The 23,494-nt window shown below is 74.1% G+C and carries 24 protein-coding genes and 1 tRNA gene; 17 read left to right on the plus strand and 8 right to left on the minus strand.

The features are described from left to right. Positions 1 to 178 precede the first annotated feature (178 nt). Entirely contained in the window at positions 179 to 1,708 is a 1,530-nt protein-coding gene (locus tag MNZ29_RS17590; RefSeq protein ID WP_242341303.1) for an Hsp70 family protein, read from the minus strand. A gap of 147 nt (positions 1,709 to 1,855) precedes the next feature. On the opposite strand from MNZ29_RS17590, the gene MNZ29_RS17595 reads away from it, so the two are divergent. Further along, positions 1,856 to 2,776, plus strand: coding sequence for a S1C family serine protease (locus tag MNZ29_RS17595; protein WP_242341305.1), 921 nt, complete (start codon positions 1,856 to 1,858; stop codon positions 2,774 to 2,776). 6 nt (positions 2,777 to 2,782) lie between these two features. Here the strand turns inward: MNZ29_RS17595 and MNZ29_RS17600 are convergent, their stop codons facing one another. Continuing rightward, entirely contained in the window at positions 2,783 to 3,388 is a 606-nt protein-coding gene (locus tag MNZ29_RS17600; protein WP_242341306.1) for a hypothetical protein, read from the minus strand. Between the two features lie 78 nt (positions 3,389 to 3,466). Here MNZ29_RS17600 and MNZ29_RS17605 point away from each other — a divergent pair, with 78 nt between their 5' ends. Next, the gene (locus MNZ29_RS17605; protein WP_242341307.1) at positions 3,467 to 3,961 is read left to right on the plus strand and encodes a dCMP deaminase family protein; all 495 of its coding nucleotides are present in this window, start codon (positions 3,467 to 3,469) and stop codon (positions 3,959 to 3,961) included. Here the strand turns inward: MNZ29_RS17605 and MNZ29_RS17610 are convergent. Then, positions 3,951 to 5,177 (minus strand): CapA family protein, encoded by a 1,227-nt coding sequence (locus MNZ29_RS17610; protein ID WP_242341308.1) that lies wholly within the window; start codon positions 5,175 to 5,177, stop codon positions 3,951 to 3,953. The two genes, MNZ29_RS17605 and MNZ29_RS17610, sit on opposite strands and share 11 nt — an antisense overlap. Before the next feature lie 298 nt (positions 5,178 to 5,475). On the opposite strand from MNZ29_RS17610, the gene MNZ29_RS17615 reads away from it, so the two are divergent. Together MNZ29_RS17615 and MNZ29_RS17620 are read left to right on the plus strand one after the other, a co-directional pair. After that, positions 5,476 to 6,396: a histidine kinase dimerization/phospho-acceptor domain-containing protein gene (locus MNZ29_RS17615; protein WP_242341309.1), complete on the plus strand. Its 921-nt coding sequence runs from the start codon at positions 5,476 to 5,478 to the stop codon at positions 6,394 to 6,396. Next, a complete protein-coding gene (locus MNZ29_RS17620) occupies positions 6,393 to 7,799 on the plus strand; it encodes a sigma-54 dependent transcriptional regulator (protein ID WP_242341310.1) in 1,407 nt (468 codons plus the stop codon). Before MNZ29_RS17615 ends, MNZ29_RS17620 begins: the two co-directional genes overlap by 4 nt. Before the next feature lie 208 nt (positions 7,800 to 8,007). Here MNZ29_RS17620 and MNZ29_RS17625 read toward each other — a convergent pair whose 3' ends face one another. After that, the gene (locus tag MNZ29_RS17625; protein WP_242356126.1) at positions 8,008 to 9,354 is read right to left on the minus strand and encodes a diguanylate cyclase; all 1,347 of its coding nucleotides are present in this window, start codon (positions 9,352 to 9,354) and stop codon (positions 8,008 to 8,010) included. Between the two features lie 479 nt (positions 9,355 to 9,833). On the opposite strand from MNZ29_RS17625, the gene uxx1 reads away from it, so the two are divergent. Then, positions 9,834 to 10,052 carry a UXX-star selenoprotein family 1 gene (gene uxx1, locus MNZ29_RS17630; RefSeq protein ID WP_242341489.1) on the plus strand — a complete coding sequence of 73 codons (219 nt, stop codon included), beginning with the start codon at positions 9,834 to 9,836 and terminating at the stop codon, positions 10,050 to 10,052. 126 nt (positions 10,053 to 10,178) lie between these two features. Here uxx1 and MNZ29_RS17635 read toward each other — a convergent pair whose 3' ends face one another. Both MNZ29_RS17635 and MNZ29_RS17640 read right to left on the minus strand, forming a co-directional pair. Then, positions 10,179 to 10,907 (minus strand): tetratricopeptide repeat protein, encoded by a 729-nt coding sequence (locus MNZ29_RS17635; RefSeq protein WP_242341488.1) that lies wholly within the window; start codon positions 10,905 to 10,907, stop codon positions 10,179 to 10,181. 87 nt (positions 10,908 to 10,994) lie between these two features. Continuing rightward, positions 10,995 to 11,078, minus strand: a tRNA-Leu gene (locus tag MNZ29_RS17640). A gap of 124 nt (positions 11,079 to 11,202) precedes the next feature. Between MNZ29_RS17640 and MNZ29_RS17645 the strand changes: the two genes are divergently transcribed. Continuing rightward, positions 11,203 to 11,571: a hypothetical protein gene (locus MNZ29_RS17645; RefSeq protein ID WP_242341487.1), complete on the plus strand. Its 369-nt coding sequence runs from the start codon at positions 11,203 to 11,205 to the stop codon at positions 11,569 to 11,571. A gap of 113 nt (positions 11,572 to 11,684) precedes the next feature. Here the strand turns inward: MNZ29_RS17645 and MNZ29_RS17650 are convergent, their stop codons facing one another. Further along, positions 11,685 to 11,999 carry a zinc ribbon domain-containing protein gene (locus tag MNZ29_RS17650; protein ID WP_242356128.1) on the minus strand — a complete coding sequence of 105 codons (315 nt, stop codon included), beginning with the start codon at positions 11,997 to 11,999 and terminating at the stop codon, positions 11,685 to 11,687. A 1,243-nt stretch (positions 12,000 to 13,242) separates the two neighbouring features. Here MNZ29_RS17650 and MNZ29_RS17655 point away from each other — a divergent pair. From MNZ29_RS17655 to MNZ29_RS17700, 10 genes are all read left to right on the plus strand, one after another. After that, on the plus strand, positions 13,243 to 14,853 hold the full coding sequence (locus MNZ29_RS17655; RefSeq protein WP_242356130.1) for a hypothetical protein: 1,611 nt from the start codon (positions 13,243 to 13,245) through the stop codon (positions 14,851 to 14,853). Positions 14,854 to 14,928: 75 nt separating this feature from the next. After that, positions 14,929 to 15,447: a Fur family transcriptional regulator gene (locus MNZ29_RS17660; protein WP_242356132.1), complete on the plus strand. Its 519-nt coding sequence runs from the start codon at positions 14,929 to 14,931 to the stop codon at positions 15,445 to 15,447. Then, positions 15,444 to 17,513, plus strand: a complete 2,070-nt coding sequence (feoB, locus tag MNZ29_RS17665) for a ferrous iron transport protein B (RefSeq protein WP_242356135.1) — start codon at positions 15,444 to 15,446, stop codon at positions 17,511 to 17,513. Before MNZ29_RS17660 ends, feoB begins: the two co-directional genes overlap by 4 nt. Positions 17,514 to 17,522: 9 nt before the next feature. Further along, positions 17,523 to 17,750, plus strand: coding sequence for a hypothetical protein (locus MNZ29_RS17670; RefSeq protein ID WP_242356137.1), 228 nt, complete (start codon positions 17,523 to 17,525; stop codon positions 17,748 to 17,750). After that, positions 17,747 to 18,433: a metal-dependent transcriptional regulator gene (locus tag MNZ29_RS17675; protein ID WP_242340504.1), complete on the plus strand. Its 687-nt coding sequence runs from the start codon at positions 17,747 to 17,749 to the stop codon at positions 18,431 to 18,433. Before MNZ29_RS17670 ends, MNZ29_RS17675 begins: the two co-directional genes overlap by 4 nt. A 69-nt stretch (positions 18,434 to 18,502) precedes the next feature. Next, entirely contained in the window at positions 18,503 to 19,795 is a 1,293-nt protein-coding gene (locus MNZ29_RS17680; RefSeq protein WP_242356139.1) for a hypothetical protein, read from the plus strand. Positions 19,796 to 19,813: 18 nt separating this feature from the next. After that, positions 19,814 to 20,377, plus strand: coding sequence for an FMN-binding protein (locus MNZ29_RS17685; protein WP_242340506.1), 564 nt, complete (start codon positions 19,814 to 19,816; stop codon positions 20,375 to 20,377). Then, positions 20,374 to 20,853 carry a hypothetical protein gene (locus MNZ29_RS17690; protein WP_242340507.1) on the plus strand — a complete coding sequence of 160 codons (480 nt, stop codon included), beginning with the start codon at positions 20,374 to 20,376 and terminating at the stop codon, positions 20,851 to 20,853. The genes MNZ29_RS17685 and MNZ29_RS17690 overlap by 4 nt, the downstream gene beginning before the upstream one ends. After that, positions 20,846 to 21,364 carry a hypothetical protein gene (locus MNZ29_RS17695; RefSeq protein ID WP_242340508.1) on the plus strand — a complete coding sequence of 173 codons (519 nt, stop codon included), beginning with the start codon at positions 20,846 to 20,848 and terminating at the stop codon, positions 21,362 to 21,364. The genes MNZ29_RS17690 and MNZ29_RS17695 overlap by 8 nt, the downstream gene beginning before the upstream one ends. Further along, positions 21,361 to 21,612: a bacterioferritin-associated ferredoxin gene (locus MNZ29_RS17700; protein ID WP_242340509.1), complete on the plus strand. Its 252-nt coding sequence runs from the start codon at positions 21,361 to 21,363 to the stop codon at positions 21,610 to 21,612. Before MNZ29_RS17695 ends, MNZ29_RS17700 begins: the two co-directional genes overlap by 4 nt. On the opposite strand, the gene MNZ29_RS17705 is transcribed toward MNZ29_RS17700, so the two are convergent. After that, entirely contained in the window at positions 21,609 to 22,619 is a 1,011-nt protein-coding gene (locus MNZ29_RS17705; RefSeq protein ID WP_242340510.1) for an FAD:protein FMN transferase, read from the minus strand. The two genes, MNZ29_RS17700 and MNZ29_RS17705, sit on opposite strands and share 4 nt — an antisense overlap. A gap of 71 nt (positions 22,620 to 22,690) precedes the next feature. Between MNZ29_RS17705 and bfr the strand changes: the two genes are divergently transcribed. Next, a complete protein-coding gene (bfr, locus tag MNZ29_RS17710) occupies positions 22,691 to 23,170 on the plus strand; it encodes a bacterioferritin (RefSeq protein WP_242356141.1) in 480 nt (159 codons plus the stop codon). The last annotated feature ends 324 nt before the right edge of the window (positions 23,171 to 23,494 follow it).

The following is a 23,494-nucleotide window of genomic DNA, read 5'->3' on the forward strand; positions in this document are numbered from 1 at the left end:
GAGCAGCGGCGGCGGAGCGCCGGCGCGCCAGGCGCCGCAGCACGGCGGCGGGAGCCGGCCGGCCCCGGCCCCGCGCCGCGACTGAGCGGACCCGCCTCGCTCGCGCGCGGCCTCCGGTGATCCGGGGGCCGCGCCGCGCTTCAGGAGGCTAGGGAGGCGCGACCGGATCGTCCGGCGCTCAGCGCGTCGAGATGCGGACCGTGGTCTTCATCTGGCGGCCGGTGTCGAGGTCGCGCGCGGACATCGTGAGGATCCCCTCGATGTTGACCTCGAAGAGGATCTCGAGCCGCACCTCTCCGGCGCGGCCCGGCCGCACGCCGCTGAAGGTGAACTCGCCGAGGAGCTCGTTGTCCACCGACCAGGGCTGATCGCCCTGGTAGATGCGCACCGCGAGCTCGCTCTGGCGGTCGACCGCGTTCGTGGCCGCGATGGTCCGCGCGTTGGGGATCGCGGCGTTGCGCGGGAAGACCACGTGCATCGCGCCGCCCGCCTGCTCGATGCCGATCGCCATGGGGATGACGTCGAGGAGCTGGAGCTTCAGGTCGGAGCTCTCCTGGAGCGACCAGCCGTAGAGCGCGGCCCCGATCCCCACCGCCTCGTCGGGGTGGACGCCCTTCGACGGCGGCTTCCCGAAGAAGCGCGTGAGCCGCTCCTGGATGACGGGCATCCGGGTCTGCCCGCCGACGAGCATGACCTCGTCGATGTCCTTCGCGGTGATGCCGGCGTCCACCATGACCCCGCCCATGATCTTGAGCGAGCGGTCCACGAGGTGCTGCGTGAGCGCCTCGAGGAGCTTGCGGTCGAACCGCACGTCCATGTTGAGGGGCTGGCCCTGCGGCGTCATCGTGATGAACGGGATGGAGAACGGCGCCTCGGTGCGGGCCGAGAGGTCGATCTTGGTGCGCTCGGCGAGGTCCTTGATGCGCTGCATCGCGACCGGATCCGACGAGAGGTCGATCCCGTGCTTCTTGCGGAAGTCGTCGAGGACGTACCGGATCATCGCGTCGTCGAAGTCGATGCCGCCGAGGAAGATGTCGCCGCCGGTGGCCTTCACCTCGAACACGCGGTCGCGGATCTCGATGATCGACACGTCGAACGTGCCGCCGCCGAGGTCGTACACGAGGACGCGCTCGTCGAGCCGCTTGCCGATGCCGTAGGCGAGGGCGGCGGCCGTCGGCTCGTTGATGATGCGCACGACCTCGAGCTCCACCAACGCCCCGGCCTCCTTCACCGCCTGGCGTTGCCGGTCGGTGAAGTACGCGGGCACCGTCACGACGGCGCGCCGGACCTTGAAGCCGAGGTGATCCGACGCGACGTCCCGGATCTTCGCGAGGATCCGGGAGGCGATCTCCTGGATCGAGAAGCTCTGCCCGTGGCAGTCGACCTCGACGTCGTTCCGGTCCCCCGCGTGGACGCGGTACTGGACCGACTGCTGCATCGTGTCGACGACCTCGTCCCGCGGGGCGCGCCCGATGAGCCGCTTCGTCGCGTAGAGGGTGTTCCGCGGGTTGAGCTGCCACTGGCGCTTCGCCTCGTGGCCGATGAGCTCGTTGCCCTTGTCGTCGATCGCGAAGATGGACGGGATGGTGTACTCGCCGCCCTTGTAGGGGATGAGCTTCACCTGACCGTCGCCGTGGGCGACCGCACCGCACGAGTTCGTCGTGCCGAGATCGATCCCGATGATGGTGTCGGGGGAGAGCCGCTCCATGCCGCGGCGAGGGTACTACGAAGGTGGGGCAGGGTGGAGTTCCCGCCCTCCTGCCGTGCGAGCGGACGCTCGCCCACACGGGGGGTCGAAAGGCGCAAGCGCTCCACCCGGGGGAATTCGGGTGAAGCGCCCCCCGTTGGACGGGACGTGCTCAAGACCCGCCTCCTTCCGAGCCTCGGCGGGGCCGCTCTCGTGGCCGGCCTCTTCCTCGTCGCCTCGCCCCTCCTCGGGCTCTCCTCTCCCGCCCGCGCCGGCAACCCGCGCGCGGAGACCGTCCACAAGGTGTTCCCGAGCGCGGTGCGCATCCGGATCACCGCGGGCGGCGAGGTCGTCCGCAGCGCCTCGGGGATCGCGTTCGCCCGCGAGGGCAAGCGGAGCTTCGTCCTCACGAACGCGCACGTCGTCGAGCCGGGCCGCGCCTGGCAGGAGCCCGTCCGCATCGAGGTGCTCCCGAGCGGGCGCGACGCGCACCTCGCCGCGAAGGTCGTCGCGACCGGCAAGCTGCCGGAGACGGACATCGCGGTCCTCGAGGTCGGCGCGGAGCTGCCCGTCACGCCGCTCGCGCCGGACGAGAGCCTCGACCTCGGCGACGATCTCGTGGTCATCGGCGCGCCGTTCGGGAAGGGGCTCTCGGTCGCGGCCGGAATCGTCTCCCAGGTCGAGTACGAGTTCCTCGAGAACGCGGCCGCGCCGCGGCGCGCCAAGTCGCTCAAGACCGACGCGGCCATCGGCTACGGCAGCAGCGGCGGCGGCGTGTTCGACGTCCCGCGCGGCCGCCTCATCGGCCTCGTCGAGGGCTACCGCACGGCGCGCGTGGAGTTCGGCAAGGACGCCGACCAGTACGCGTTCGACGTGCCGATGCCCGGCGAGACGTTCGTCGCCCCGGCCGCGAAGATCCGGCGCTTCCTCGCCGACCACGGCCTCGCGCGCCTCTCCGACGACGGCTCGGGCGAGGTCGCCCAGCGCGGCCGCGGCGGCACGCAGGACGCGCAGGTCGCGGCCGGGCAGGCGGAGGTCGCCGCGCGCACCCAGCCCGTGTCGCTGCCCGCCGCGCCCGGCGCGCTCTAGGCTTCGCTAACGTCCGGTCGCGCCAGTCCCCGGCGCGGCTGGACCCGGCGAGACGCTGCCCGGACCCACGCCGCTCGGGACGCTGGCGCCGCCGGTCCCGGCCCCGCGCCCTCCCTCGGCCGGCGGCCCGCTTCCGCCGCCTGGGCCGGTGCCCTGGCCGGGAGTGGACTGCGGCTCCCCGGCGGCCGGCCTGCGAACCTGCACCCAGTACGCGAGCGCGTCGGCGTTCCGCCCGGCCCGGAGCTGCGATCCGGGGACGAGATCCGCCACCGTCCCGAGCCCCGCCGACGTGTAGACCATGGTGTTGCGGTCGACCGTGAGCGTCACCTTGCCCCCCGCCGTCCCGACGGTGATCCGGTGCGCGTGCCCGTCCACGCCCTCCAGCACGCCGGAGATCTCCTCGAGCACCGCGCCGCGCGGGAGCGGCTTGTCGGGCGGCTGGGAGCGTTTCGCCGTCCCCGCCCCCGGCGTCACGGGCGCGGACGGCGGAGCGGCGGGATCGGGCTGCGCCCGTCCCGACGGCGTCGCCACGGGAGGCAGGGCGGGCGACTGCTGGGCGAACGACGGGAGCGCGGCGAGGAGCGCGGAGAGCGCGACGGCGGTCCGGAGCATGCCTGCATGTTAATCGCTCTCTCCGCCGGAAGTCGGGCCCCTGGAGTAGGATGCCGCCTCCGGACAGCCGGAGGGCGGATGGATAATCGGGTCAGCTGGGACGAGTACTTCATGAACGTGGCGCGCGTCGTCGCGACGCGCGCGACCTGCGATCGCAAGCACGTCGGCGCGGTGCTGGTGCGCGACAAGACGATCCTCTCCACCGGGTACAACGGCTCGATCCGCGGCCTGCCGCACTGCACCGAGGCGGGGCACATGATGGAGGACGGTCACTGCGTCGCGACCGTTCACGCGGAGGCGAACGCGATCATCCAGGCGGCGAAGAACGGCGTCGCGATCGAGGGCTCCGCGATCTACACGACCGCCTCGCCGTGCTGGCCGTGCTTCAAGCTCATCGCGAACGCAGGCTGCCACCGGATCGTGTTCGGCGAGTTCTACCGGGACGAGCGGATCTTCGAGTACGCGCAGCGGCTCGGGATCGAGCTCGTCGAGCTGAAGGTGCCCGCGCGGCCCGACGTGCAGCCGGCCGACACCGGCCACGCGCGGACGGTCACCACGTCGGTCAAGGAGTAGCGGCGCTGACCGGCTTCGCCGGCTCCGGCGCTGGCGACGCGACGCTCGCGGGCGCGAGCTCTCCCGGGGCGAGCGTCCGCAGGAGGTCCTCTCCCATCACCGCCGCGACCGCCGCGCGGCGGCCGGCGAGGAGCTGCTCGCGCGCGCGGAGCCGCGTCCAGGCCTCCGCGCGATCGGCCGGGACGGGGTCCGGGAAGGCGGCGAGCTCCGCGCGCACCTGCGCGAGCGCGCGATCGACCGCGACGACGCGGATGGCGGGCTTCCGGCCGGGCTCCTTGCGCCGGTCGATCTCCACGGTGTCGTTCTCCGTCCAGAGCGGCAGGAAGTCCGCGCCCGCCACCTCCACGCGCGCGACGCCCCGCCCGTAGTCGCGGCGCGCCAGCTTCACGCGCAGGAGCGCGCCGTCCCTCGTCGCCGCGACGGCCTCGGGGGTCACGCCCGGCACGTAGTTGCGCGACTGGTTCGAGACGAAGTTCCCGAGCGAGTAGGCGATGACGGCGGTGCGGCCGTCGGCGCGGCGGTACAGCTCGACGGGCTGCAGGACGTGGGGATGGTGGCCGAGGACCACGAGCGCGCCCGCGTCGGCGAGCCGGTGGGCGAGCTCCACGTCCTCGGCGCGCGGCTGGGGCGCGTACTCCTCGCCCCAGTGGAGCGACACGACCACCGCGTCTGCCTCGGAGGCCGCGCGGCGGACGCTCTCCACCGCCCCCTCGCGATCGAGCTGCGACGCCTGGAGGCAAGCTCGCGCCGCGGGGCAGGCGTTTCCGTCCTGGTTGAAGAAGTGGGCGTACCCGAGGAACGCGATCCGCATCCCCGCGGCGTCCACCGTGACCGGGCCGGAGGCGCGCCCGGACGGGCCCGCCCCGACGTAGCGCATCCGCAGCGCGTCGAGCCGCCGGACGGTCTCCTCGAAGCCGGGCCGCCCCTGGTCGAACACGTGGTTGTTCGCGAAGGAGACGAGGTCCACGCCGGCGTGCTGCAGCGCGGCCACCGCCTCGGGCGGCGCGTTGAACACGAACGGGCGCGTGCCCTGAGCCGTGGCGGGCGCCACGGGCGTCTCGAGGTTCGCGAACATGACGTCGGGCGCGGCGAGGAGATCGGCGACGGGTGCGTAGAGCCAGGAGAAGCCCGCGTCCGGGGCGCCGCGCCCGTAGGTCGCGGCGCACTGCTTCACCGCGTCGTGCATGAGGACGTCGCCGACCGCCCCGATCGTCACCTGCGCGACCGTGCGGACCGGCGGTTCCGCGGGCGCGACCGCTTCCAGGGCGCCTCCGCGCGCTGGCGGGGAGGGGGACGTCGACGGCGCGGGGGCCGCCACGGGCTGGGCGGCGCGGTCGGCCGGTCCGCGCGCTCCGGTCGCACAGGCGGCCAGGGAGAGGGCGAGGACCACGGTGACGGATGGGGCGGACGGGAACACGCGCACGAGGGCTCCGAGCTTTACCGGTATCATCCGAGCGGGCTTGAAAAAACGACCGTCGCGACGCATCTCAGGGCGCGACTTCCAGGTTCTCATCATGCACCCATTCGCCAGAGGCGCCGCTTTCGTCGACCGGTCCGGGTCGGTCGTCGCCGCCGACCCCGGCTTCGCAGCGCAGCTGGGGCTCGGGGCCGACGCCGACCTGACCGGAGCGCTGCGGACGCGCGCCGAGACGGCGCCGGAGCTCCGCGCGCTGCTGGCCGGGGACGGCCCCGCCATCGCGCGCGTGCCGGGGCCGGACGGCCAGGTGCTCGAGCTGCACCGCGTCCCGAGCGGGGAGGGGACGCTCCTCCTCGCCCGGACCTCGCAGGACGCCGAGTGCCTCGAGCACGCCATGCGATCGCAGGGGCTCACCCGGCTGGCCGCGGGCGTCGCGCACGACATCAAGAACCCGCTGAACGCGATGGCGCTCCAGCTCGCGCTGCTCGCGGACAAGCTGTCGTCGGCCGGAGACGCGGGCGTCGCCTCGGCGTCGCACCTGGGCGCGCTGCGCGATCAGATCGGCAGGGTCAACGAGGTGGTGCGCCGCTTCCTCGACGTGACCGATCCCTCCGCGCCGCTCGGCTACACCGACGTCGGCGCGCTCGCGGCGGACACGGTCAGCCTGTTCGGCCACGACGCCCGGCGGCGCCGCATCGACCTGCACGCGGACGCCGCGCCGGGCTCCGCCCGGACGCGCTGCGATCCGGGCCGGGTGTCGCGGCTCGTGCTCGGCCTCGTCTCGCGGGCGCTCGTCGAGACGCCGGAGGGCGGGCGGATGTCGGTTCGCGTGGAGCCCGAGGCGGCGAGCTTGCGGTTGACCATCGAGCACGCGGCGGGTGAACCGGACCCCGAGCTCGGGTATTACACGGACGTCGCGGACGCCGCGGCACGGGCGCTCGGCGGCGACCTCGCCATCGTGCACGAGGGCGCGCTGGAGCGCCTCACCTTGCGGCTCCCGAGGAACGATCGCGAATGAAATACCGGGTCCTCATCGTCGACGACGAGGCCGACAGCCGCGACGCGCTGGCGGAGCTGACGCAGCGCTGGGGCTACGACGTCCAGACCGCGAGCGACGGCACCGAGGCGCTCCGCCGGGCCATCGAGGGGCACCCCGACGTCATCCTCACCGACCTCGTGATGCCGAACATGGACGGGCTCTGGCTCCTGCGCGCGCTCCGCGCCGAGCTGCCGGACTGCCCCGTCGTGCTGCTCACCGGCCGGGGGACCATCCAGACCGCGGTGCAGGCGATCAAGGAGGGCGCCTACGACTTCATCGAGAAGCCGCTTGAGGTGCCGCGCCTGCGGCTCGTGCTCGAGCGCGCCCTCGAGAAGAAAGAGACGATGCGCGAGGTGCAGCTGCTGCGGCGCCGCATCGCCGCCCTCGCCCCCGGCACGGACATGATCGGCTCGGGCCCCTCGATGCAGCGGGTGTTCGAGCTCGTGAAGAAGGTCGCGCCCTCGACGGCGAGCGTCGTCATCAGCGGCGAGAGCGGGACCGGCAAGGAGGTGGTGGCGCGCGCGATCCACAACCTCTCGCCGCGCAAGGAGAAGCCTTTCGTCGCGGTGAACTGCGGCGCGATCCCCGCGACCCTCATCGAGTCGGAGCTCTTCGGGTACGAGCGGGGGGCGTTCACCGGCGCGGACCAGCGCAGGCTCGGCAACTTCGAGCTCGCGCACAACGGCACGATCTTCCTCGACGAGATCGGGGAGCTGCCGCTCGAGCTCCAGGCGAAGTTCCTCCGCGTCCTGGAGGAGCGCCGGTTCCGCCGGCTGGGCGGGCGCGCCGAGGTGGAGGTGGACGTCCGCGTCATCTGCGCGACGAACCGCGATCTCAAGGAGGAGATCCGCAAGGGCCGCTTCCGCGAGGACCTCTACTTCCGCCTCCACGTCTTCACGATCCAGCTCCCCGCGCTCAAGGAGCGGCGCGAGGACGTCCCGCTCCTCGTTCATCACTTCCTCGAGAAGTTCAACGGCGAGACCGGCAAGCACGTGCAAGGCGTGTCGCCCGCCGCGCTCGGGATCCTGCAGGGGTACGCCTGGCCCGGAAACATCCGCGAGCTGCGCAACACCGTCGAGCGCGCGATGATCCTCGTGGACGGCGACGTCATCGGCGAGGAGCACCTCCCGCCGGACATGCAGGCCTCCCGCCCGGAGGCGGCGACGCTGCGGATGCCGCTCGGGATCCCGCTCGACAAGGTCGAGAAGGAGTACATCCTCGCGTCGCTGCAGAAGAACGGCGGGAACAAGGCGCGCACCGCCGAGATCCTCGGGATCAGCGAGAAGACTCTCTACAACAAGCTGAACCGCTACGCCGCCGAGGCGCGCACGCGCGCGGGCGAGGCCGAAGGTCAGGTCCCGGCGAGCGGCGTGAAGGCCTGAGCCGCGGCAGGCGCGCAGGTTCACGGCCCCCCCGAGCTTTGCAGTGGGAGGGCCCCGCGCGAAGCGCGGGAGGGGCGAAGCCCCTCCGGCGGGGAACCTGCGCGCACCCGCGAAAGCGGGCGCGCAGGTTCACGGGCCCCGCCGAGCAGGGGTGGGGCCCCAGCGGCTTCGCCGCTGGGGCGGGGACGCAGTCCCCGTTAGATCGACATCAATGCGCGGCCTGCTGACCGGCGTCCGCCGCGGCGGCGCTCGGGACGGCGTGCCCTGCAGGGAGCTCGGGCAGCTCCGCCACGATCACGCGGCCGCGCCCCTCGCGCTTCGCGGCGTAGAGCGCCGAGTCCGCTGCGCCGACGAGGGCTTCCGCGGCGTCCTCGCGGAGATCGTCGCACAGGCAGGCCACCCCGAACGACGCGCCCACGTGGATCCGCTTCCCGCCGATCTCGAGCTCGGTCTCGCGCAGGCGCGCGCAGGCGCGCTCGGCGAACACCCGTCCCTCCTCGGCGGAGGTGTGCGGCAGGAGGATGACGAACTCGTCGCCGCCGTAGCGCGCCCCGAAGTCGGTCTCGCGCAGCTCCTCGCGGATCACCGCCGCGACCGCGGCGATCGCGCGGTCGCCGGCGGCGTGGCCGAGCTCGTCGTTGATCGGCTTCAGCTGATCCATGTCGGCCATCACGCAGGTGAGCGGCGTGTGATAGCGGAGCGCGCGCTTCACCTCCTCCTCCACGCGCGCGCGGAACGCGCGGAGGTTGGCGAGGCCGGTGAGCGCGTCCGTCTGGGCGAGCTCGCGCAGCGCGGTCTGGCTGCGCATGAGCCGTAGCGTCCGCTCGACGCGCGCGCGCAGCTCGCGCTCGGAGAAGGGCTTCTGGAGGTAATCCACCGCGCCGAGGTCGAGGCTGCGCACCTTAACAGCGTCGTCGCCGTGGCCCGAGACGAAGATGACGGGGATGTCGTTGGTCGCGGTGTCCGCGCGCAGCCGCTCGAGCGCCTGGAGCCCGTCGAGGCGCGGCATGAACAGATCCATGAGCACGACGTCCGGGTGCTCCGCGCGCGCGACCTCGAGCGCCACCTCCCCGTCCTCGGCCAGCAAAACCTCGTACTCCGGCTCGAGCACCTCGGTCAGCACCTCGCGCGCGTCCGCCTCGTCGTCGACGACGAGCAGCCGCGGGCGCGTCCCGGAGGGACGGGGCCGGCGCGCGGGGCGGGCGTCCGGCGCCGCGCGCACCGTCCGATCGAGGTCGTCCGCGACGCGGCGCAGGCGCGAGATCTCGCCGCGGTGCGCGTCGGCCTGTGCGGCGTCCGCCGCGAGCAGCTCCGCCGCGGAGCGGAGCTCGGCGGCCGCGGAGGCGAGGAGGGCGTCGCGGCGGTGGGTCGTCTCGCGGAGCCGGCGGTTCGCGTCCGCCAGATCCGCGAGGCCGCTCGGGAGCGCCTCGCGGAGGCGACGCGCCCGCTCCTCCGCGGGCAGGCCCGAGGCGGCGTCGATCGCGGCGAGCAGCGGCGCGAGCGGGTCGCGCGCGGTCTCGCCCACATCGGCGGCTCTCGGGTCCTGTGGCTTCACGGCCGGCGTTCGTCCGTTCGGGTCGTTCAAATGTAGTGGGGGCGAAGCAGAACGGCAGGCCTGACCCCTGCCGCAGACGCGCGGGAGACGCCTGCCCCCCCGGCGAGCGTCAGCCCGATCGGCGGGAGCTCGCGGGGCTCGTCCGCCATCAGTGCATCCAAGCGTACAGCGCGGCTGCGAGGGGGATCCACGGTATCCCCAGGAGGGCTGCCAGCGCGATCTTGAGCGCGCGGCGACTGCGCGGGGAGAGGCGGGTGGTGCCGGGGAGGGTGAAGACGGCGCGAGAGGTCACGCGACGCAGGACAGCAAGGGCGGTGCCGCGGGCCTGCGGCGCGCCCGGCGCGTGGAAGGTCGCGCGATCCCGAGGCGTTCGTGCGCGACCGCCGGGCGCGCGTGTCCTGCGCGCCACACGGCCGGGAAGAATTTCCGCCCACGCGCGGGAGCGGTCCGGAATATTTTGTGCGACGGAGGACCGCGAGATGGCCGGCGTCGTCGAGATCTACGGCAAGGATTCATGCCCCTACACCAGCGCCGCGCGTGAGGATCTCGGCGCCCGTGGTGTGGAATTCACCTACTTCGACGTGAAGAAGGACGCCGCCGCGATGAGGCGGTTCCTCGAGCTCTCCGGCGGCGATCGCCGGGTGCCGCTGATCGTCGACGCGCGCGGGCGCGTGTCGGTGGGTTTCGGCGGAAGCTGAGGGGTGTGACGCGCTCCCGGTCGGGAGCGAGGAGAAGAGATCGTCGCGCCCTCGAAGGCGCAGGAGCCCGGAGTCGAGGCGGGCAAGCGCAGCGAACGAGGACGCCCCCGGGATCGTGCGCCGCGCTCAGCGCCCGTAGATGGCGCGCTTGCCGCCGCGGAAGCCCGGGCCGCCCACGAACTGAGGCGGCGGGCGCTCCAGCATGAACTGGAACCACTGCTCGCCGTACACCTTGCCGAGCTTCAGCTTCTTCCCGTTCTGGAGCAGCTGGAGGGAGCCCTTCAGCTTCTCGTCGGACGGGTTCGCCTGCACGGCGCGCCCGAGCACCGCGATCGCGTCCTCGTGCCGGCCGAGCTCCTCGAGGATCCAGGCGTACGCCGACCAGAGCACGCCCTCCTTCTTGTTCGTCTTCACCGCGTCCTCGAGGACGCGCTTCATGCCGTCGAGGTCACGCCGCTTGTAGCGGACGACGCCCAGCATCCCGCGCGCGATCCAGTTGCGCGAGAAGCTCTTCTCGAGGTGGGGGAGGGCGGCGTCGAGGTCCTGGCGGATGAAGAGCAGGATCCCGATGTTCGAGTGGAGCTGCGAGGCGACGAGGAACTGCCACGGCGCGAGCCGGAACCCGCCCTGGAGCGTCTGCACCGCCTTGTCGAGCTTCTGGGCGCGGACGTCCGCCTGCATCCCGTCGAAGACGGACTCGAGCTGCTTCCACGTCCGCCGCGCGAGGACGAAGTAGGCGATGGTCGCGGCGAGCAGGGCGGGGAACACGGCGGCGGCCCAGCCGAAGCTGGTCCCGATCGCGATCGCGGCCCCGACGACGAGCCCGATCCCCAGGCTGATGAGGAGGTTGTACATGACGTTCCCGGTGGAGGTGCGGGGTACGGATACACGTGGCCGCGCCCCTGCGGCAAGGGAAAACGCGGGCGCGCGGGGCCCCGCGAATGGCCCTCCCCGGACTCGAACCGGGACGGGGGATCACCCCACTCGATTTTGAGTCGAGCGCGTCTACCGTTTCGCCAGAGGGCCGATGGCGCCGCGGAACCTAGCAGAAAAATGGATTGGGCGCATGACCGGGGGTCTATAATGCCGGCCAAAGCTCGATTTTGCGCGGTGAGCAAACTGCGCAATCGATCCCGACAGGAGACGCCCGATGGCCCGCCCGCCCGCCCAGACCTCGCTCGACGCCGCAGTTCGCGCGGCGATGGAGCCCGTCGTGAAGCGCGCATCCGCCGCGATCGCGCGCGCCGTAGCGGAGATGGCCGCGTCCCGGCTCGAGGCCGAGCTCGAGGCGGAGGTCGCGCGCAAGGGCGGCAGGGGCCGCCGTCGCCGCTCCGTGAACGGCGCGTCGTCGCGCCCGCGCGGAGAGATCACCCGCTGGGCTGCCGATCGGCGCGCGCGGCGCGTCCCCAACTTCGTCATCGACATGACGGGCCTGAAGACGAAGAAGCAGATCGTCGCGAAGTTCGGCGACGGCGTGGTCTTCGAGAAGGGCAAGCCCGCGCCCAAGCCGAAGGCGTAGCGGCGCACGGGGTCCGCGGGTGCGCCCCCGGACGCCGTGAAGACTCCGGACCGTCGCGAGAGGTGCCGTCGTCGCGCTCGCAGCCGGCGCGTCGCGGTCCGGTGATTTCTTCCTCAGGCGCTGTCCTTCTTCGCGACGGGCTTCGCGGGCGCGGCGGCGCTTCCCGCGTCCGTCTTGGCGGCGGGGGCCGCCTGGGCGGCCTCCGGCTTCGGGCCGGTCCCCGTCGGCGCCTCCGGCTTGGTCTTGGGCGACGCGTAGAGATCCGAGTACCAGCCGCCGCCCTTGAGCTGGAAGCTCGTGCGCGAGATGAGCCGCGCGAGCTTAGGCGCCCCGCACTCGGGGCAGGCCGCCGGCGCGGGGTCCGACATCCGCTGCATCACCTCGGTGAGGCGCCCGCACTCCTCGCAGACGTATTCGTAGATGGGCACGACGAGATCCTAGCGCGGCATCGTGCGGCTAGCCGCGCCGTGGTGGCCGGCCGCCGCCGCGCGGGCCGGGGCCACCCCGAGGCTTTCCGCCCGGGTGGGTGCGCGGTCCGAAGCCGGTGCGAGGGCCGGGGCCGGTGCGGGGGCCAGGGCCGGAGCGAGGGCCGGGGCCGGAGCGAGGTCCGGGGCCGGTGCGAGGGCCGGGGCCGGTGCGAGGGCCCGCGCCGGAGCGAGGGCCACCGGGGCCGGTGCGGGGGCCGAAGCCGGAGCGAGGCCCGAAGCCGGAGCGCGGTCCACCGGGGCCGGTGCGGGGGCCAGGGCCGGAGCGCGGGCCGGGGCCGGTGCGAGGTCCGAAGCCGGAGCGAGGGCCACCGGGGCCGGTGCGAGGGCCAGGGCCGGAGCGAGGTCCGAAGCCGGAGCGAGGGCCGGGGCCGGTGCGGGGGCCGAAGCCGGAGCGAGGGCCACCGGGGCCGGTGCGGGGGCCGGGGCCGGAGCCGGAGCGAGATCCGAAGCCGGAGCGAGGGCCGGGGCCGGTGCGAGGGCCGGAGCCGGTCCGAGGGCCGAAGCCGGTGCGAGGGCCCGTGCCGGAGCGAGGGCCACCGGGGCCGGTGCGGGGGCCGAAGCCGGAGCGAGGGCCACCGGGGCCGGTGCGGGGGCCGAAGCCGGTGCGAGGGCCACCGGGGCCGGTGCGGGGGCCAGAGCCGGAGCGAGGTCCGAAGCCCGAGCGAGGGCCGGGGCCGGTGCGAGCGGCAAATCCGCCGCGGTCACCGGGACCCGAGCGCGGCCCGAATCCCTTGTGCGGACCGCGCCGATCTTGTCCGCGCGGCTGCCCGCCGGTGGGCTCACCCCGGGAGCGCGATGCGTCGGGGGCGCCGCGGCGGAACGGGGGAGGGCTCACGGAGTCGGCGGAGCCGCGCGCCCGCTCCGGGCCTCCGGCCCGCGGACGATCGCGTCGCTCGGTACGCTCGTTTCCGTCTCGAGCGCGGTCGGAGCCGAACCGGCGCCGCTCCTCGAAGCGCGAGCGGCTCTCCCGAGCGCCGCCGCCCGGGCGGGCCTCGTGGCGCGGTGCTCCGCGCCGGCCGCGGTCCGAGCCGGTCGGGCCGGACGGCGCGCCCGTGCCCAGGTCGGCGGGCCCGAGGTCGAGGCCGAACCGCAGGGAGATCGCCCCGACGGTCTCGTAGGGCAACGAGAGGCTCCGCGAGAGCGCCGGGCCGAGGGACTCGCCGCTGGCGCGCAGCGCGCGGAGGTGCTCGGGGAGGCGGGCTCGGAGATCCGCCTCGATCTCCTCCAGCAGCCCGAGATCCCGCAGCCGCTCCTCCTGCGCGAGCAGGAGGTGGATCCGCTCCGAGAGCGTCGCGCGGGAGCGGAGATCCGCCCTCCGCTCCTCGCGGATCCGCTCCGCGTCCTCCGCGGCGCCGAGCCGGGCGAGGGCGGCGTCGAGCCCGGCCTCGTCGAGCCCCAGCGCCGCGGCCGCGGCGGCGCGGGATCCGGCGGCCGCGCGCAGCGCGTGCAAGAGCTCGTCGTGCTCGCGCCGCTCGAACACGCGGGCGAGGCCGTGGTGATCGATGAGGGCCGCGAGATCGGCGTCGGTGGGCGTCGCGCCGCCGGGGCCGCGCCAGCCGGCCTGGAGCTCGGCCAGGATCGCGGCGCGGCGCGCGCCGTGGCGGCGCAGGAGCCGCTCGAGCACGGCGCGGCCCTCGTCGCGGCGAAGGTCGTCGAGCGCGGGGAGAGGCGGCGGAGGCTCCGGGGCGACCTCCACGCGATCGCGCGCACGGTGGACGACGATCCCGGGCTTCTTGCGGCCGCGGCCCGGCTTCGCGCGAGGCGCGGGCTGGTCGGACGCGGCGGCGGCGGCGGGGGGCGCCGGCGCGACGGGCTCGTCGGCCGCTTCCCGCGGGTAGCGGGCCTCGCGCTCACGCTCCGCCGCGGTCTCCGCGGGCGTTCCGCGCGCGATGTCGGCGAGCGCGTACGGGCCGAGCGGCGCCGCGGGAGGCGGATCCGCGAGGAGGGCGCGCGCGGCGAGCAGCTCGTCCCAGGACAGCGGCGACAGGGCAGCGCGGATCTCTCGCGTCCCGGCCTGGCGGCCGGCTTCGGCGCACCAGCGGGCGACACGCTCGAGCAGCTCGGGGTCGATCTCGGCCATGGCGGGCGGAACGTGCGCCGGGGCGCCGCCCGAGTCAAGGATCCCAGGCGATCGCGGTTGCCGCTCGCCCGCGCGCGTGGTTCACTGCCGCGCATGTCACCCGGGATGAAGGACGGCGGGACCGGCCGAATCCCCGCCGCCGTCCGCTCCCTCCGCTGGATCCTCTTCGCGCTGCTCTTCGCCGCCACCGCGCTGACGCTCCTCGGCGTGCCGGAGCTCGCGCGATCCGTCGCCGGGAGCGGCTGGCCTCGCGCGGCGCTCGCGGTCCCGGCGGTGGTCCTCGCGCTCTTCATCGGGGGCTACGCCGCGTACCGCTTCGTGCTGGTGCGCGCCGGGAGGTACTCGGCGGGGAAGGCGCTCGTGCAGGTCGGGCTGATGGTGCTCGTCCTGGCCGTCATCACCGGGGTCGTGCTCGAGCTCGCGCAGGGTTACCGGGTCGAGCTCGCGCCTCCCGTCGAGCTCGCCGGACCGCTCCGGTCGGCCGATCCGGCCACCCGCGCGCTCGCCGCGGAGGTCGCTCGCCACCGCCCCCGAGAGGCAGGCGTGCGAGCGGTCCCGCGCCTGATCGAGCTGCTCGACGACCCCGCGCCGGAGGTCCGCCGCGAGGCGCACGCCACCCTCGTGGCGCTGGCCGGACGTGACGCGGGCGGGGAAGGGCCCGGGGCTGCGGCGCGTTGGCGGGAGTACTGGCGCGACGCCGCGCCGGAGCGCTGAGCCCCGCCGGCGGCGGACGACACCGCAGGGGCTTGCCTGGGCGGCGTCAGTCTGATACTGAGAATCGTTATCAGGATGACCGACGCCGATCACGACCTCCGGGGCAGCAGGACGCGCGGGCACGATCGCCCGCAGGACGCGGGCGCCGCCGCGGCCGAGCTCGCCGCGTACATCGAGCGCAAGGGCCTCAAGCACTCGCGGCAGCGCGAGCGCATCGCGCAGGCCTTCTTCGCCGTCCGCGGTCACGTCACGGTCGAGGAGCTCGTCGCGCACGCGCGGCGCGACGACCCTCGCGTGAGCGTCGCGACCGTGTACCGGACGATGAAGCTCCTCGTCGATTGCGGCCTCGCCTCGGCGCGCCAGTTCGGGGAGGGCCAGACGCGCTACGAGCCCTCGGCGGGGCGCGCCCACCACGATCACCTCATCTGCACCGGCTGCGGCGACATCGTGGAGTTCGCGAACGAGAAGATCGAGTCGCTGCAGGAGACGGTGGCGCGCCGGCACGGCTTCGAGGTCGAGAGCCACAAGCTCGAGCTGTACGGCCGCTGCGCCCGCTGCCGGAAGGCCGCCCCCGTGCGCGAGGAGCGCGCGTGACCCCTCCCGCCCCGGCTCCGGCTGCCGCGCGCGCCGGCGAGCTCGACAAGAAGCAGGTGGTCGCGGCGAACCGCGCCATCATCCTCGTCGGCAACCCCAACGTCGGGAAGAGCGCGCTGTTCGGCGCGCTCACCGGCAAGTACGTCACGGTCTCGAACTACCCGGGGACGACCGTCGAGGTGACGCGCGGCTCGGCCACCATCGAGGGGCAGCCCTGGCACGTGATGGACACGCCGGGGACGAACAACCTCATCCCCATGTCGGAGGACGAGCAGGTCACTCGCGACATCCTGCTCTCCGAGCGCGGCTACGCGGCCGTGCAGGTCTGCGACGCGAAGAACCTCCGGCGCGGGCTCCTGCTCGCGACGCAGCTCGCCGAGGCGGAGATCCCCTTCACCCTCGCGCTCAACATGGCGGACGAGGCGGCGAGCCGCGGGTTCCACATCGACGTGGAGCGGCTCTCGCGCGACCTCGGCATCGACGTCGTGCCGACCGTGGCGGTCCAGCGGCAGGGGCTCGCGGCCCTGCAGCAGCGCATCGCCGCCGGTGGCCGCGCCTCGCCCTTCCGGCCCCGCTACGACGACGCGATCGAGGCGGCGCTCGCGGAGATCACGCCGCTCATGCCGCGCGGCGGCTTCGGCGCCCGGGCGCTCGCCGTCATGGCGCTCGTGGGCGACGAGTCGCTCCGCCCGCAGCTCGCCGCGCACGTCTCCGAGGCGGACCTCGCCCGGATCGACGCGATCCGGCGCACCGTGGCGGCACGCTACCCCGAGTCGCTCCGCTTCGTGGTCGCGCGCCAGCGGCTCGCGGCGGCCGACCGGCTGCACGACGCGGTCGTCACGCGGGGCGGCGCCACCGCGGCGAGCGGCCTCGGCCGCAAGCTCGGCACCTGGTCCACGCACCCGCTGTGGGGGATCCCCATCCTCGCCGTCGTGCTCTTCGCGGCGTACGAGTTCGTGGGCGTGCTGGGGGCCGGGACGCTCGTCGACTTCCTCGAGAACACCGTCTTCGCGAACTACCTCGTGCCGTGGATCACCGCCGCGGTGCGGTTCCTCGTACCGGACGGCCGCTTCGAGAGCTTCCTCGTCGGTCCTCCCGGCGCCGACGCCGTGACGCAGAACGGGATCCTCATCGGCAAGTACGGGATCGTCTCGATGGGCCTGTCCTACGGCATCGCGATCGTGCTGCCGATCGTGACGACGTTCTTCATCGCGTTCAGCATCCTCGAGGACTCGGGCTACCTGCCGCGCCTCGCGGTCATGCTGAACAAGGTGTTCAAGCGGATGGGCCTGAACGGCAAGGCCGTCCTGCCGATGGTGCTCGGGCTCGGCTGCGACACGATGGCCACGATGACGGCGCGCATCATGGAGACGCGGAAGGAGCGGGTCATCGTGACGCTCCTGCTCGCGCTCGGCGTGCCGTGCAGCGCGCAGATGGCGGTCATCTTCGCCATGACCTCCAAGCTCCCGGTGGCGGCGACGGCCTGGTTCGGGGCCACGGTGCTGCTCGTGCTGTTCCTCGTCGGCTGGCTCGCGGCGAAGGTGCTGCCCGGCCGCGGCTCGGACTTCATGCTCGAGCTGCCGCCGCTGCGCGTGCCGCAGGCCGGCAACATCGCGGTGAAGACGCTCGCGCGCATCGAGTGGTACCTGCGCGAGGCGCTGCCGCTCTTCATCGTCGGCACGCTCATCCTCTACCTGCTCGACCGGTTCGGCGGGCTCTCGTTGCTCGAGCGCGCCGCGTCGCCGCTCGTGGTCGGGCTGCTCGACCTGCCCAAGGAGGCCGCGGCCGCGTTCATCCTCGGCTTCCTGCGGCGCGACTACGCGGCGGCGGGCCTGTTCCTCCACTACCAGCCGTTCATGGACGGCGGCGGGCTCACCCGCTCGATGCAGATCGAGATCGTCGTGGCGCTCGTCACGATCACGCTCTTCGTCCCCTGCATCGCGAACTTCTTCATGATCCTGAAGGAGCGCGGCTGGAAGACCGGCGTCGCGATCATGGGGTTCATCGTGCCGTTCGCGGTCGGGGTGGGCGCGGTGGTGAACCAGCTCATGCGGTGGCTGTACTAGGAGGCGCTGGTGGCGGCCCTCGTCGAGAAGATCGAGACGTGCCCGCTGTGCGGGACCCGCTTCGACGCGATGGGGCAGGGGTGCCGCCCGAGCTGCCCGATGGCGAAGGGCTGCCGCGTCGTGTGCTGCCCCTCGTGCAGCTACAGCTTCCCGCAGGAGGCCGGGCTCGCCGGCGGCCTCCGGCGCCTCATCGACCGGCTCAAGCGCGACAAGGACGGGAGGAGCGACTTTCCGTGAATAATGGGACGGCGACGCGGCGGCTCGAGGAGATCCTGGAGACCGCCTACACCCAGCGCGAGGCGGGCCGCGACGCGGCCGACCAGATCCTGGCGGCGGCGGAGGCCGAGCACGCGCCGGGCGCGGGCCGCGCGGATCTCGAGGAGCTCGCGCGCGCGGGCCTCCTCCGGCTCGAGGGGGCGCACGTCCACCTCACGGAGGAGGGCGAGCGGCGCGCCCGCGACGTCGTGCGCCGGCACCGGCTCGCGGAGCGGCTCTTCCGCGACGTGCTCGATCTGGCGGAGGGCGTCACGGAGCAGCAGGCGTGCGAGCTCGAGCACATCCTCTCGCCCGAGGCGACCGACTCCGTCTGCACGCTGCTCGGCCACCCCCCGACCTGCCCCCACGGCAAGCCCATCCCCCCGGGCGGCTGCTGCGGCACCTACCAGAAGACGGTCCGGCCCTTCGTGACCGGGCTCCGCAGCTTCGAGCTCGGCGCGTCCGGCCGCATCGTGTTCATCGCGCCCAAGTTCCACGACCGGATGGATCGGCTCGCCGCGCTGGGGGTGATCCCCGGCAGCACCATCCGGCTCCACCAGCGCTCGCCGTCGTACGTCATCGAGGTCGGCGAGACCACCATCGCCCTCGATCCCGAGATCGCGGGCGAGATCTACGTGAAGCCCGTCGAGGCTCGTTCGTCGTAGCCGAAGCGCAGCTCGAGTCCCCACCCGGAAAGGCGCAGGAGAGAGCCCCGTCGCGGGCCACAAGTGAGAATGCAAGTCAAGATCATGGTTGTCGTGGCCGTCCTGCTCGCCTCGGCGGGCGCCCGCGCGGACGACGCCGCCCCCGCCACCCCCGCGCCGGCGAGCGCCGAGAAGTCGGACGCGCCCGCCGCGAAGGGCGAGGGCGAGGCCGCCACGAAGGAGGAGGTGAAGGCGCTCGCGGAGGAGCTGCGGCGCCTCAAGCTGGAGATGGGCCTCAAGGACGTGGAGTACGCCTCGTACGCCGGGATGGGACCGGCGGCGTCGAAGGTGTACTTCGCGCCGAAGGGGCTCTCCATCGGCGGCTACGGGGAGCTGTTCTACCGGAACCGCCTCTCCGGGGGACCGTCCGACTCGGACCTCTACCGCGTGATCCTCTACACGGGCTACCGCTTCACGCCGAAGATCCTCTTCAACGCCGAGATCGAGTACGAGCACCAGCACGAGCTCTCCGTCGAGTTCGCGTACCTCGACTTCCTCCTCTCCGACGCCGTCGGCGTCCGCGTCGGCAACGTGCTCGTGCCGATGGGCTTCCTGAACGAGCTGCACGAGCCGCCGTTCTTCAACGGCGTGTTCCGGCCGGAGGTGGAGCGGAACCTCATCCCGTCCACCTGGAACGAGAACGGCCTCGGCGTCCACGGCGCGGTCGGCCCGGTCCGCTACAAGGCGTACGCGCTCGTCGGCCTCAACGGCCAGAGCGGCGATCTCTCCTCGGGCAGCTGGCTGCGCGGCGCCCGCACCGGCGGCGGCGAGGCGCCCGCCGAGAGCTTCGCGGGCGTCGCGAGCGTCGGCTACGCGCGCGGTCCGCTCGACGTGGCGGGCTCCGTCTACCGCGGCCGCGCGGGCCAGGGCGCGAAGGACGCTGAGGGCACGATCCGCGCCGACGTGACGCTCGCGGAGGCGCACGCGCAGCTCGCCTGGCGCGGGCTCCAGCTCCGGGGCCTCTACGCGATGGGCTGGCTCGACGACGCGGGCCGGCTCTCCGCGCTGCAGGGCGGCGGCCTCGTGCTCGGGTCGCGCACGCGCGGCGGCTACGTCGAGGCGGCCTACGACGTGCTCGCGGTGGCGCTGCCCGAGCTCGGCCAGTCGCTCTCGCCGTTCGTGCGCTACGAGGCGCTGGACCTCCACGACCGGGTCCCCGCGGGTTTCGCGCGCGACGCGGCGCTCGACGAGAAGCTCTGGACGGCCGGCCTCACCTACAAGCCGATCCCCAACGTCGTCGTGAAGGCCGACTACCAGCGCACCGACACGGAGGCGGACACCACGGCGGACCAGGTGAACCTCGGCGTCGGGTACGTGTTCTGAGGCATGCGAGCGGGCGCCATGCACCGACCGAGACCCGCATCGACCGGCCGCGCGGCGCTCCTCGCCGCGGCCCTCCTCCTCCCCGTCACGGGCGCCCGCGCGGCCGCCGTGGCCGGGAAGGAGGAGGCCGCCATCCGCGCGGTGTTCCCGGCCGCCGAGGCGGTTGAGGCGAAGGACGTGATCCTGACCGACGAGATGGTCGGCCGCATCGAGCGGCTCGCCCGTGCGCGCGTCCGCGAGCGCCTCGTCACGTTCTACACCGCGCGTCGCGGCGCCGAGGTGGTCGGCTACGCCGTCATCCACAGTCACGTGGTGCGGACCAAGCGGGAGACGCTCTCCATCGCGTTCGAGCCCGATGGGCGCCTGCGCAAGATCACCGTGCTCGCGTTCCTCGAGCCGTCCGAGTACCGCCCGAGCGAGCGCTGGCTCGCGCAGCTCGAGGGGAAGGGCCCCGCCGACCGGCTCGCGGTGGGCCAGGATCTCGCGCCGATCAGCGGCGCGACGCTGACCGCGCGGGGCGTGGCCGAGGAGTCGCGCTGGCTGCTCCAGGCGCTGCGTGAGGCGATGGGGGTGGGGCGATGAGGTGGCTCGTCCAGCAGCCGGCGGCTGGGAGCCGCGCGCGGCCCCCCGTCGCGCTGTTCCTCGTCTTCGCGGCCCTGGCGCTCGCGGGGCTCGCGGCGCAGCGGCTCCAGGCGGGCGGCCTCTCGCCGGCGGACGTGGAGGCCTTCTACCGCGGGGCGGAGGGCGGGGAGCCGCTCACGGCGGCGGCGCTCTGGGAGGAGGTCCACGTCGGCGCGTTCGTGTACGGGTTCGTGCTGTTCATGCTCGCGGCGCTCGCCGCCGTGGCGCCGCGGCTCGAGGGCGTGCGCGGGGGGCTCGTGCTCGCGGCCTTCGCCGCCACGCTCGCCGACCTGTTCGCGCCCTTCGCGGTGTCCGCGCGGCCCGGGCTCGGCGCCTTGCGGGTCGCGACCACCGTGCTCGCCAGCGCCTCCATGTGGGCGCTCCTCGTCGCGGTCGCCGTGGCGCAGGCGCGGGTGGGGAGGGACGCCCGTGCGTGATCCCCGCCTCGCGCCGTTCCGGGTCCCGGCGCTCGCCTTCGCGGCGTTCCTCGTCGTGCAGGCCGCGAGCGCGGCGGCCCTCTTCGCGCTGAAGCTCGGGGGAAGCCCCGCGGGCGTCCGCGCGTTCTACCTCGGTGACGCAGCGCGGTTCGCGGCGCCGAAGAGTCTCGCCGGGCTGCTGGAGGTCGCGGTGCCTCACCTCGCCGCGATCCCGCTCGTGCTGTTCGCGGTGGTGCACGTCGTGAGCTTCGCGCGGGCGCTCCCCGCCCGCGCCGCGCGCGGCCTCGCGGCGCTCTCGTTCGGCGCCGCGCTCGCGGGGGTCGCCGCGTCGTTCGGGGTTCGCTACCTCGGGCCGGCGCTCGCGCCGGTGAAGGTGGCTGCGTTCGGGCTCCTCGAGCTCACGCTGCTCGCGTGGGCGGCGCTCCTCGGCGCCGTGTTCCTTCCCGCTCGCGCCGAGGAGCCGGCGCGGGCCGACACCGCCGCCGGAGCGGCGGAGGAGATCGCGGAGTGATCGTCTGCATCTGCCGGGCGGTGTCCGACCGGGCCATCCGGGCGGCGCGCGACGCGGGCGCGGCCTCCGTCGAGGCGGTGGGCGCCGCGACCGGCGCCGGCACGTGCTGCGGTTGCTGTCGCGGGAGCATCGCGCGGATCCTCGCCGAGCCCTGCCGTGCGCCGTGCGTGGCCGTCCAGGACCGGGAGGACACGTCCGCCGAGACCGTCCCGCTCCGCGCCGCCGCGGACCGGCTGAAGACGCCCTAGCGAGAACGCGGCGCGGCGCTCGGGCGCCAGCGCGCGGGCAGGGCCCTCCGGAGGCCGCGCGTCGCCAGCACCGAGCCGTCCGCGTCCACGACCAGGGCCTCGGCTCCCCAGCGGGAGGCCTCGCGCAGGGCGGGCGCTCCGCCGAGGATGAACAGCGACTTCCCCAGGATCTCGGCGTCCACCGCGCGCCGCGCGAGGATCGTCACCGCCCGTGAGGCGGTCGCCGGCTGGCACGTGCGCGGGTCGATGAGGTGGTGGTAGCGCCGGCCGTTCACGACGTACGCGTGCTCGTAGTCGCCGCTCGTCGAGAACGCGCGATCGCGGACCTCCACCTCGGCGAGCTCGTCGAGCGGTCCACCGCGCGGGTCGCGCACGCCGACGCGCCAGGGCCGTCCGCCGCGCGTGCCCGCTGCGTAGAGGTCGCCGCCCGCCTGCAGCAGGAAGTCCCGCTGTCCCCGGGCGCGGAGGGCGCGCGCGGCGGCGTCGATCGCCCAGCCCTTCGCGAGCCCGCCGAGCCCCACCCGCATGCCGGGGCGGGCGAGGCGCGCCTCGCACGCGGTCCCGCGCGGGCGGAGCTCGAGCAGGCGATGATCGACGAGCGCGCAGCGCGCCCGCACCGCGTCGTCCGGCGGGGGGCCGCGCGCGTTCCCGTCGAAGCGCCACAGGTCCGAGAGCGCCGCCCAGGTCGGATCGAAGCGGCCGCCGGTGCGGACCGCCGCGTGCTTGGCGAGCGCCAGGACCTCGCAGAGATCGCCCGGCAGCGGCACCCAGCCGCGCCCCGCCCAGGCGTTCAGCTGGGCGAGCGGCGAGCCCTCGCGCCACTCGTTCATCGACCACTCCACCTGCCGGAACACCGCGAACACCGCCTCGATCGCCGGCGCGGCGGCCGCCGGCGTCGTTCCGGCGAGGGTCACGCTCGCGACGCTGCCCATCGCGGGGCGCGTCTCGGTGACGACGCCCTCGGCGGGGCGGGCGAGGGTGACGAGGAGGAGGACGATTGCCGCCATGCGCAGGCGGCTCCTATATCAGGCGCGCCTCGAGAGCGCGCGCCAGCGCCTTCCAGGGAGAGGAGACCGACGTGAAGGCCGATCCCGCGATCATCGATCTGCTGAACCAGGTGCTCACGAACGAGCTCACCGCGGTGAACCAGTACTTCCTGCACGCGCGCATCTGCGAGAACTGGGGGTACGACCGGCTGTACGAGAAGTTCCGGCACGAGTCCATCGACGAGATGAAGGACGCCGACGCGCTCATCGCGCGCATCCTCTACCTCGACGGCCTCCCCAACGTGCAGCGCTACAACAAGGTGAACGTGGGCGAGAGCGTCCCGGAGATGTTCCAGCTCGACCTCGCGCTCGAGACGGACGCGATCGGCGTCCTGAACGGCGGCATCGCGCTGGCCCGCGACAAGGGCGACAACGGCTCGGCGGAACTCCTCGAGCACATCCTCGAGGGCGAGGAGGAGCACGCCGACTGGCTCGAGACGCAGCTCACGGCGATCGACCAGGTCGGGGCGCAGAACTACCTCGCCGAGCAGCTCAAGAAGGCGGACTCCTGACCGGCGGGTCATGATTCGCTGGGTTACGCGCGCACGAGCGCGCGGAGCTTCGCTCGGCGGGGCGGGGGACGCAGTCCCCCCGATCGGTTCCGTAGGAGGGCCCCGCGCGAAGCGCGGGAGGGGCGAAGCCCCTCCGGCGGGGAACCTGCGCGCGCCCGCGAACGCGGGCGCGCAGGTTCACGGGCCCCGCCGAGCAGGGGTGGGTCCCCGTCGAGCTTCGCTCGGCGGGGCGGGGGACGCAGTCCCCCCGATCGGTTCCGTAGGAGGGCCCCGCGCGAAGCGCGGGAGGGGCGAAGCCCCTCCGGCGGGGAACCTGCGCGGGGC

This window comes from Anaeromyxobacter sp. SG64, assembly GCF_022690745.1.
GTDB classification, from domain to species: domain Bacteria; phylum Myxococcota; class Myxococcia; order Myxococcales; family Anaeromyxobacteraceae; genus Anaeromyxobacter; species Anaeromyxobacter soli.